This is a genomic window from Candidatus Poribacteria bacterium, assembly GCA_021295755.1.
Classification (GTDB): Bacteria; Poribacteria; WGA-4E; order WGA-4E; family PCPOR2b; genus PCPOR2b.
In genome coordinates, this window is the sequence record JAGWBT010000001.1 from 77,310 (window position 1) to 86,745 (window position 9,436).

10 protein-coding genes are annotated in these 9,436 nt (G+C 49.2%); 1 reads left to right on the plus strand and 9 read right to left on the minus strand.

What is annotated here, in order from left to right; genetic code table 11:
• From J4G02_00320 to J4G02_00355, 8 genes are all read right to left on the minus strand, one after another.
• Positions 1 to 842 (minus strand): phytanoyl-CoA dioxygenase family protein (locus J4G02_00320; GenBank protein MCE2393040.1); only part of this gene is annotated, 842 nt, incomplete at its 3' end.
• A 285-nt stretch (positions 843 to 1,127) separates the two neighbouring features.
• The gene (locus tag J4G02_00325) at positions 1,128 to 1,895 is read right to left on the minus strand and encodes a TIM barrel protein (protein ID MCE2393041.1); all 768 of its coding nucleotides are present in this window, start codon (positions 1,893 to 1,895) and stop codon (positions 1,128 to 1,130) included.
• Between the two features lie 184 nt (positions 1,896 to 2,079).
• Complete coding sequence (locus J4G02_00330; GenBank protein MCE2393042.1) at positions 2,080 to 2,928, minus strand: sugar phosphate isomerase/epimerase; 849 nt, start codon at positions 2,926 to 2,928, stop codon at positions 2,080 to 2,082.
• A 20-nt stretch (positions 2,929 to 2,948) separates the two neighbouring features.
• On the minus strand, positions 2,949 to 3,566 hold the full coding sequence (locus J4G02_00335; protein ID MCE2393043.1) for a class I SAM-dependent methyltransferase: 618 nt from the start codon (positions 3,564 to 3,566) through the stop codon (positions 2,949 to 2,951).
• Positions 3,567 to 3,601: 35 nt separating this feature from the next.
• A complete protein-coding gene (locus tag J4G02_00340; protein ID MCE2393044.1) occupies positions 3,602 to 4,339 on the minus strand; it encodes an alpha/beta fold hydrolase in 738 nt (245 codons plus the stop codon).
• Positions 4,340 to 4,360: 21 nt separating this feature from the next.
• Positions 4,361 to 6,049 carry a proline--tRNA ligase gene (locus tag J4G02_00345; protein ID MCE2393045.1) on the minus strand — a complete coding sequence of 563 codons (1,689 nt, stop codon included), beginning with the start codon at positions 6,047 to 6,049 and terminating at the stop codon, positions 4,361 to 4,363.
• A gap of 90 nt (positions 6,050 to 6,139) precedes the next feature.
• Complete coding sequence (locus tag J4G02_00350; GenBank protein ID MCE2393046.1) at positions 6,140 to 7,198, minus strand: 3-isopropylmalate dehydrogenase; 1,059 nt, start codon at positions 7,196 to 7,198, stop codon at positions 6,140 to 6,142.
• 64 nt (positions 7,199 to 7,262) lie between these two features.
• Positions 7,263 to 7,604 (minus strand): VOC family protein, encoded by a 342-nt coding sequence (locus tag J4G02_00355; GenBank protein MCE2393047.1) that lies wholly within the window; start codon positions 7,602 to 7,604, stop codon positions 7,263 to 7,265.
• Between the two features lie 231 nt (positions 7,605 to 7,835).
• On the opposite strand from J4G02_00355, the gene J4G02_00360 reads away from it, so the two are divergent.
• Positions 7,836 to 8,153, plus strand: a complete 318-nt coding sequence (locus tag J4G02_00360) for a nucleotidyltransferase domain-containing protein (protein ID MCE2393048.1) — start codon at positions 7,836 to 7,838, stop codon at positions 8,151 to 8,153.
• Between the two features lie 87 nt (positions 8,154 to 8,240).
• Here J4G02_00360 and J4G02_00365 read toward each other — a convergent pair whose 3' ends face one another.
• Positions 8,241 to 9,389 carry a mandelate racemase gene (locus tag J4G02_00365; GenBank protein MCE2393049.1) on the minus strand — a complete coding sequence of 383 codons (1,149 nt, stop codon included), beginning with the start codon at positions 9,387 to 9,389 and terminating at the stop codon, positions 8,241 to 8,243.
• Positions 9,390 to 9,436 lie beyond the last annotated feature (47 nt).

Sequence of the window (9,436 nt, forward strand, 5' to 3'; positions counted from 1 at the left end):
GGCTCTGGTCCCACAAGGCAGCCCAACTCCTTGATATGCTCGGTCTCCTCCGGTGTGCCAATATAACGTGTCTCCGCTGATACATAGTGGATAGACCAACCCCGCCTGCGGTGGGGTGTCGTATTGGGACCGCTGCAATGCAATGCCAAACTGTGATGGAAGGTGGCGTCACCCGCTTCAAGAGGCACTGCCACCTCTTGCGCTAGGACATCTTCCGTCAACATATACGGTAAATGATCCCAATTGACCAGCCCAAAATTGTGGCTGCCCGGAATAAAGCGGACACAGCCGTTTTCCACAGTTGCATCGTCTAGCAAAAGCTGACAGGTAATCTGAAAGTTGCTCGCAAAGAAACTCCAGAACACAGAATCCTGATGGTAGCGGTTGGCTCGCGCATAAGGCGGTTTGGCGAACACCTGATCATAATATAACTTAATATTCGATCCCATTAGGTCGGCGACAATATCAACAATCTGCGGTGAGCGGACATAGGCGTCAAAAATGGCGTCATAGCGGGAAGGTACATTAACCTTGTTTATAGCATCGAGTGGATCTTTGACGGGTGCATTACGTTGCACTGCGTAATCCTCTTCCCCTTTTGGATAAACCTGGGTTCCCCGCCGATCGTGTCCGTCTCCATGTGGTGTGGCTGGGTCCAGCGTCTGTGGCTGTTGCGGATTGTGCCGCGAGATGTGCCGTTCAGGAAAATCAGGTGCCCCTCCCAATACGAGGCGGCCATAGTGTTCCCGTAACGTCTCAATTTCGTCGGGGGAGACCAGATTCTTGATAACGATATAACCATCTCGGAAGAACAAACTTTTCTGTTTTTTGCTCAGTCCCATGTCTATTCCTTCCCTTAAAGATTAGTAGCGCATCCGGTCACATTTATGGTAAGTGCAACTCTACCCTAATTCCGTTATGAAGTCAAGGATATTCTTACTGGAACCCTGAGTGCAATAAAACGTCTGACTGTTCCTGAATGGTACTGTTCTTCGCGTGCGGGAAAAGAGGGGAATCCTAGAAGAAGTTCAAAAAAAAGGGCAAGTACAAAACTTGCCCCGACATTTTCCCCGTGATAAGATTATCAAGTGTGAGATAAGCCCACTTAGGAGCCCCAGTCGCTCAGTTCAACCGACATCACAAAGTTGAGCCGCCGCGCGTAACCCTTCAATCGGATCGCCTTTTGGGATAAACTCGTGCCCCACATAGAGCGTATAACCCGTTTCTGCAATGGCTCGCATAATGGGTGGATAGTTGATCTCCTGCTCCTCATCCAAGTCGTGACGACCGGGGTTGCCCGCTGTGTGGAAATGTCCGATATACTCGATATTGTCTTGGAGTGTCCGGATAATATCGCCCTCCATAATCTGCATGTGGTAAATATCGTAGAGCAGCTTCGCTCGTGGTGAGTTGACGCGCTTACACACCTCTACGCCCCAAGCTGTACTATCGCACTGATAATCCGGATGATTGACCTTGCTGTTAAGCAGTTCTAGACAGAGGTTGACTCCCTTCTCCTCAGCAGCCTTCGTCACACGGCTCAGTCCCTCTGCAACGATGTCAATTCCCTCTTCATCGGACAAACCTTCATAGCGGTTGCCAGAGAAGGTGATGAGGCCGGGGATATCATTTGCAGCAGCAAGTTCAATGTTCGCAAGCAGTTCATCTTCGATTCGATCGTGATTTTCGCGCTTGTTGAGTCCATCGGTCAGTGAGCTGTGGCCAACGAAGGTAGCGACATCAAGCCCCAAATCCTTTACGAGGGGCCAATACTGCTCATCGACTAACTCAACCGCTGCCAAGCCAACTTCGGCTGCGCCTCGAATAAATCCTTCAGGGGTCAAATCACCTTGAATAAAACTCCACCCTGTTGCGGATTGCCTAATTTGTGCCATATTATTCTCCTCTATTCCTACTTATTGCACGACTTACGCAAATTTAGCACGCGGAGCAAGTTTTTTTATTTTTAACCCCCTAAATCCCCCTTGTCAGGGGGACTTGGGAAACTCAGGGGGACTTATGAACGCGCTGCGTAAGTCCTATTATTAGAAATGTGACAATTCCAAAATTGCAGAATTGCTAGAGATAGGATTGGACGACTTTTCGCTCGATACTCAACCCCTCCCATTCATCATCGCCCGGACCATCGTAGATTAGCGTATGCGGTCCAGAGAAACTAACGTCCTGCGTTAGATCCAAGCAGCGCACATAATCATCTCTATCCATTTCACCGGGTGACAGAAAGTGAGCTTTGGTGTGGCAAGACTCCGCTCGTGGTGCGATTGCCTTGAGATCGGCGTACTTGGTTTCGCCCTGCCAGTTCCCAAAATCGAGACAGAGTCCAACCTTGCCCTCTAAACCGTCCAGAAGCGTCAATACGTTTTCTGGCGTTGAGAGGATGGAGAACCAATTTTCCGTCATCAAGCGGACTCCGTTTACATCGGCACGTTCCGCTAATTTTTCTAGTCCAGTTCGGCTCATCTCCAACGTGTCTGCGGAGGGTGCTGCCTTTCCAGCGATCGCGCGAGCACAGGCGGCACCTAGCATCCCCGCTGTATCAATCCATTCCCCTATCCAGACAAGATCTTGATCTGCACATTTGGGATGGGTAATATCGCCATGATCGATCAACAACGAGAACAACTCGACGTTTGCTGCCTTCAATGCACCGCGCAGTTCGTCCAGATACCCCTTGTCCAGACTTGGTATATGGAAGTGGCAGAGTTCTAAAGTGTTGATACCGAATTTGGCAACGCGGTCGGGAACTTCTAGTAGCGAGAGCTCACCGTTACCATGCGTTGCGACAGGAATCTGCTTTTCATCTTCAGGTCCATAAAAGTCAGGACGGCCGAGTTGACGGTGCAGGCTCCAAGTCGAGACAGACAGTCTCGGCCCGTCATTGGTCCGGGTAGCGTTAGTCCTGGTCATTTCATCTCTCCTTGGGAAAATTAGTCAAACGATTTCTCAGGTTTGTAAAAGAATGTGACATTCTTTCGCGGATATTCTACTTTCCAGCCGTACTGGACTGCAATCCAGTCCATCGTCTCCTGTTTGTAAAAACAAACGTGTGTTGGCTCACGATGATACCACCAATTGGCAAAATCCTCATCCGACTCTAGCATTTCTGTCATGATTCCCAACCACCCATTACACCGGAGCAGTCGGTTAAACCGATGGAATTCCTTTGCGGGCTGGTAGAAATGCTCGACCGTTTCGGTGCAGGTGATAAAATCGTATGTCTGCTCAAGGGGACGGGTATCGGGTGCGAAGTAGGGATCATAAATTTCCATGGGAAACCCCGCCTCTTCAAGCATAACCGAAAGCGTGGGTCCCGGGCCTGAACCGAAATCGAGCCCCTTTGCTCCAGGAGGTAGTTTGGACGTCAGATGGTCAGTTAATCGGCTAAGAAACTGCCGATAGCGGCAATCTTCTGGGTTGTTCTCGTGCAACAGGTACCGGGCAAGCTCATCGTCTGGAGAGAGATAGGACTCGGACGAAAGAAACGTCAAGTAGCATACATCGCAACGCCAATAGGTCTTGGAATCAACGACAGCGAATTCTCGAATCGGTTCAGAGCAGCAAAGAAGACAGTTTTGCACATCTACGGATTCAAGTTTGCAAGCTGCGCTTTTATCCACGCAATCACCTTCTCTACCATCACAGGTGTATACTCATCACCGAAAACGTGGTTCGCTCCTTCAATCGTAACGAGTTGGGCCTGACTATTGGCTTTGGCTAGAATATCATGGGAATCCTCAATCGGTACAACGTCATCCTCATCGCCGTGGACCAGAAGCCACGGAACGGTGATTTGCGAAGAAAGATCTATGACCGTGTCAATCTGCGTCAGGTCATCCATGTAGGCTTGCGAAAGGGGACAATCCGGTTCATCCCACATCAATCCTTCATCGGGGGTGACATCGCCGAATTCACGTTGGGCGAAGGCTTTTGTGTGCACCATGCCGGCGAGTGAAACCAACAGTTGGATTCGACTATCCGTGCTTGCGCGTAATACTCCAACTGCGCCACCCATGCTGTGACCCACGTAGCAGATTGCATAGCCGTCCAAAACATCCAACACAGCACCAAAATCCTCAACCTCTTTCGAGATGGTTGAATCCGTAAATTTACCTTCTGACACACCGTTTCCAGAGAAGGAGAAGCGCAACGCCGTAATCCCTGCAGCAGCTAGCCCTTCTGCCAACGCCACAACAAAAGGACGATCTTTGTTCCCGGTTACACCGTGTCCAAGGATGACGATGTTTTTCGATCCTTTTTCACCTTCGTGACAAGTATAATCAAGGCGTTCACCGTACCTGTTCCTAATCTTACCAAACATAATAATTGTCTTTCTATAGATTCATGACAGATAAAGCTGCGGATTCAATTCATCTAGCTTTACCACATCTTTTTGCTGTTCAGTGCGGCGCTTGACCTCCACCGAATCGGTTTCTAACGTGCGTTGGCTAATCGTAAGCCGCAAAGGCATTCCCAAGAGATCTGCTTCCTTGAATTTGACGCCGGGGCTTTCTTGGCGGTCATCGTAGAGGACCTCATACCCTTGTGCACGAAGCATTGAATACAGTGCCTCAGCCTGTTCACGCACATCGTCGCCCTTGCCGATGTGCATAAGATGAATCTGATACGGTGCCACAGCGTGGGGCCAGATGATACCGTCCTCGTCGTGGTTTGCTTCAACAATACTTCCAAGCAGACGCCCGATCCCAATACCGTAGCATCCCATGAAGAGCAGTTGTGAACGCCCTTTCTGACTGAGATAGGTCGCGTTCATTGCCTCGCTGTATTTTGTGCCGAGCTTAAAGATGTTACCGACTTCAATCCCACGTTTCTCTGTTAATGCGCCTCCACAGTGAATACAGGTCATTCCGCCGCGCGCCAGTGAAATATCGGTGACGACGTGTGCCTTAAAATCACGTGGGTAATTCATGTTTTTCAGATGGTATCCCGGCTTATTCGCACCGGCGATCAGATTCGTGGTGGACGCAGCGGAATCATCGACGACCACCGTGACGCCTTTCACATCAATAGGTGAGGCATACCCAGCGACTAAACCGTATCTTCGCAGCTCTTCATCGGTGGAAAACCAAAGGTGGGTCGCTCCTACAGCCTTTTTGAGTTTTGTTTCGTTTACCTCGATATCGCCGCGAATAGCCGCGAAAATAAGACTTTCGTCGGTCGAATAGAATACCGCTTTGAGCGTTTGTTCTTTTTCGACGCCCAGGTAATTTGCAACATCTTCGATTGTCGTTTGATCTGGCGTCTCCATTTCCTCGATTGGTTCCGGCTCACCATGATCGACCCGCGGTTTCTGCATCACAGCAACATCCGCATTTGCCCTATAATTACAACTGTTACAAGCGATGACTCTATCCTCACCGGCGTCGGCAATCATCATGAACTCATGCGCCTCTGTTCCCCCAATTATTCCGGGATCAGATTCGACCGAAACAACCTCTATGCCTGAACGGTGAAAAATGTTGAGATAGACCTGATGCATCTCCGCATAGTAGCTATCCAAATCGGCTTCATCGGCGTGGAAACTATAGGCGTCTTTCATCGCAAATTCACGGACACGAATCAACCCAGCGCGTGGACGCGGTTCATCCCGAAACTTCAGCTTAATTTGGTAGAGCATCAGCGGCAACTGTCGATAGGAATTGGTCTGATTCCTGACTAAGTCGGTGACCGCCTCTTCATGCGTCATAGCAAGCACTAGTCTGCGACCAAATCGATCTTCAAAGCCAGCTAATTCCTTGCCGACAAGCATCTCCCAGCGTCCCGTTTCTTGCCATAACCCCGCAGGTTGGACAAGAGGCATGTCAATCTCTTGTCCCCCGATAGCGTCCATTTCGTCGCGGATGATATTTTCGATCTTGCGTAAGGCACGTTGCGCGAGCGGCAGGTAGCTATACATGCCCACTACGAGTCGGCGAATCATACCAGCCTGTAGAAGCAGTTGATGGCTAGGGATTTCCGCCTCTGATGGAGATTCTCTGAGTGTGCGTCCGAATAGTTGAGATCTTCTCATCGTCTGATACTCTTATAGTGTGCAATACGCCCCGTGATAGTGTAATTTGCACAAGGGTTACGGCATACAGAGTATGCCTATTACTATAACTTAATTGGCGACCGATTCCGCTATCATATCCCCTATTTGTGTCGTTGTGAATCCCATCCGTCCAGCAGCAAGGTCCTTGATTTGTCCACTGGCAAGCAAGCTACTAACAGCGCCATCGACCAAGTCTGCGCCTTCTGTTTCACCAAGATGCTCGAGCATCATACCAGCGGCACTAATCGCAGCAATCGGGTTGATCTGGTTCTTCCCTGTGTACCGTGGTGCAGACCCGTGAATCGGTTCAAACATCGCAACGCTCTCAGGATTCAAGTTGCCCGATGCGGCAACGCCCATGCCCCCTTGGATCATCGCGCCAAGGTCTGTGATAATGTCACCGAACATGTTGCAGGTAACAATAACATCAAACCATTCAGGATTTTTGACCATCCACATCGTTGTTGCATCAACGAAGGCGTAGTCCGTCGCGATGTCCATATATTCGGCACTTACCTCATCGAATACACGCCGCCAGAGATCATGCGCATACGTCAGCACATTCGCCTTATCGCACAGGGTCAGCTGCTTCGCCCTGTTCCGCTTGCGGGTCAATTCAAAGGCGTAGCGCACGCAGCGCTCTACTCCCTTGCGGGTATTAATCATCTCTTGGATGGCGACTTCATCAGTTGTTCCATGCTTCAAAAATCCGCCAATACCAGCGTATAAACCTTCCGTGTTCTCCCGAACGATGATAAAATCGATCTCTTCAGGTCCTTTGTCTTTGATGGGTGTCCAAACACCAGGGTAGAGCTTGACGGGGCGAAGGTTGATATAGAGATCCAATTCAAAGCGGGTTCGCAATAGAATCCCTTTTTCCAAGATACCCGGTGTTACATCGGGGTGACCGATGGCCCCCAAAAAGATTGCATCCGTTTGCCGAAACTCATCAAGTGCGCTGTTTGGCAGGATCTCTCCAGTTTCGAGGTAGCGATCGCCGCCGAAGTCATATGCGACAGTCTCGTATTTGAAGCCTGTTTTGTCCGCAGCTGCCCCGAAGACCTTCATCGCTTCATTTGTTACCTCGGGGCCAATCCCATCGCCAGGGATGAGAGCAATTTTATACATCGAATTCCTCCAGAAAATGTAGTTGAACTAAAAGTTGCTTTGAATTTTTCGATTGAGACTATCACTAGTAATTTCCCCAGAACTGAATTTTGCTACCTTCACGATCTGAAATATCGAAACACGCTAATCCACGATCATTTTTTAAAGGTCTCAATCGTAAACCCTTCGCCTTGAGGGCATCGTGAACGGCTTTTACGTTCTCGACGTGGAAGACGACCTTTTGTTTTTCACTGTTTGGTTTACTTGCGCTATGCAGGCAAAGTTTACACTGCCCGGTATTAAAGCGGAAAAATCGGTGCGCCGGAAACGGCTGCTCTTCATCAGGGTGTAATCCGACGACATCCTTGTAAAATTCGGTAACAGTCCGCATATTTTTGACAAAGCGTATGATACTTCCTATATTCATGCGACTATTCCGAATTTGGTTGCGCTACGGCAAACTGAGGTGCGTAAATTCGACCTACAAAAGGTTTGAACCGCCCAAAAACGCATCTACATTTTAACACGCCTTGGTGTTGACTGACAATCTTTTTCTATGTGGATCCGCCATATAAGTTCTATTGACAATTGGACTAATTGTGCTATAATACATACTTGTCAGATCTAGCAAGCATTATCGCAATAATGGAGGATGAATATGCAATCCGAGTCTGAAGCGATCGAACTATTGGTGCGACGCATTATTGAGCTTGTCCAACCCCTACGAATCATTCTTTTTGGTTCCGCAGCTCGCGGTGAGATGGGACCTAACAGCGACATTGACGTTCTTGTGATAATGCCCGATGGTGTCCACCGACGACGGACCGCACAACTCCTATACCGGCAGATTAGAGGATTGAGAGTACCTTTTGATATTTTGGTAGCAACACCCAATGATCTAGAAATGCACAAAGACAATATCGGTCTGATTTATCGGAGTATACTGCGGGAAGGGAGAGAAGTGTACGCTACTTGAAGGACTATGTTTCTACGCTCAGCAAGACGCAAAAAAGGCGATCAAAGTGGTCGTACTCATGCCAGACCTTTCCCTAAAGTCACACTATTATTCATAGACAATCGTATTGACATGGTGGGCGTTAATATAATCCCAATCTACTTCTACACCGAGTCCCGGTCCCTGAGGCACCGACACATGCCCATTGGCGTCGATGTTCTCTAGTTCATCGGTAAATTCGGGGGGATGAATAGGCGGTTTTGTGTGCTTGATTAGCGGATTCAGCAGCCCAAGTTCGTAGTAATTGGTGTTGCGGATAGCAGCGATGCAGTGGCGGTGAGGTATACTTCCACCGTGGAACTCTACATCCAATCCAAACCCTTCAGCAGCGCGTGCCACCTTCATCGCACCGGTGATACCACCATCTTCGTAAGTGCCAGTTCGCACAAAATCTGTGCCGCCATTGACGATAAAGTCGACATGCTGCTCCAACCCAAAGATATGTTCCGTCTGTAACAGCGGTGTCTTAATCAACTCTCGCAGTTTCTTGTGACCGAAGACCGAAACACCGCCATCTTTGTACGCATCTTCCAGCCAGAAGAAATTTTCCTCGTCACACGCTCTACCCAACTTGAGTGCGTCTGCCCAAGTCTCTAACTCACAGGCAGGATCGACCATCAGGTCCATCCGATCTCCCACACGCTGTCCGACGGCGTGGATATTTGCCACTTCCCGCTCAATAGGCGCATTACCCCAACCGTGAATCTTAAACCCCGGGTACCCCAACTCAGCGCACTGCTCAGCAAAATCAGCAAATGCCTCTGGGGTACTCAATCCACCGTTCTCATCGCCATGGTAGGTACTGGCATAAGCGGGGATAGTTTCTCGCCAGCCACCGAGTAGTTGGTAAATTGGAGCATTGTATACTTTACCTGCGAAATCCCACAACGCAACATCAAGCCCACTGAGGGCGGTGGTGCCGGTATGGCGTAAACCCCGTTTGACGTCGTTGTATATCTTTTCACGTTCAAACGGATTCTTCCCCAGCACGTAGTTGGCGACATTTGGGAGTATATTCCTGCCCGTGGATTCACCGATAACCCCGATACTGGTATGAATCCGCAGAATTGATGACTGCATCTTGTGGACATTGCCCTTCTCGTAAACAAGGTTGAAGCCGTTGTAATCGGTGCCCATGTTCTGAATATCGTATTCAAAAATCACTGTTTCGATTTTGGTAATCTTCGGATTTGCCATTGGTTTTCTCCTTATTTGGCCCCAATGGGGCGGTAAATGTATCTTAA

Excerpts from the sequence above, each read along its gene's own strand:
- J4G02_00325 (MCE2393041.1), bottom strand. The coding sequence starts at position 1,895 with ATGGCACAAATTAGGCAATCCGCAACAGGGTGGAGTTTTATTCAAGGT.
- J4G02_00330 (MCE2393042.1), bottom strand. The coding sequence starts at position 2,928 with ATGACCAGGACTAACGCTACCCGGACCAATGACGGGCCGAGACTGTCT.
- J4G02_00340 (MCE2393044.1), bottom strand. The coding sequence starts at position 4,339 with ATGTTTGGTAAGATTAGGAACAGGTACGGTGAACGCCTTGATTATACT.
- J4G02_00345 (MCE2393045.1), bottom strand. The coding sequence starts at position 6,049 with ATGAGAAGATCTCAACTATTCGGACGCACACTCAGAGAATCTCCATCA.
- J4G02_00350 (MCE2393046.1), bottom strand. The coding sequence starts at position 7,198 with ATGTATAAAATTGCTCTCATCCCTGGCGATGGGATTGGCCCCGAGGTA.
- J4G02_00355 (MCE2393047.1), bottom strand. The coding sequence starts at position 7,604 with ATGAATATAGGAAGTATCATACGCTTTGTCAAAAATATGCGGACTGTT.
- J4G02_00360 (MCE2393048.1), top strand. The coding sequence starts at position 7,836 with ATGCAATCCGAGTCTGAAGCGATCGAACTATTGGTGCGACGCATTATT.
- J4G02_00365 (MCE2393049.1), bottom strand. The coding sequence starts at position 9,389 with ATGGCAAATCCGAAGATTACCAAAATCGAAACAGTGATTTTTGAATAC.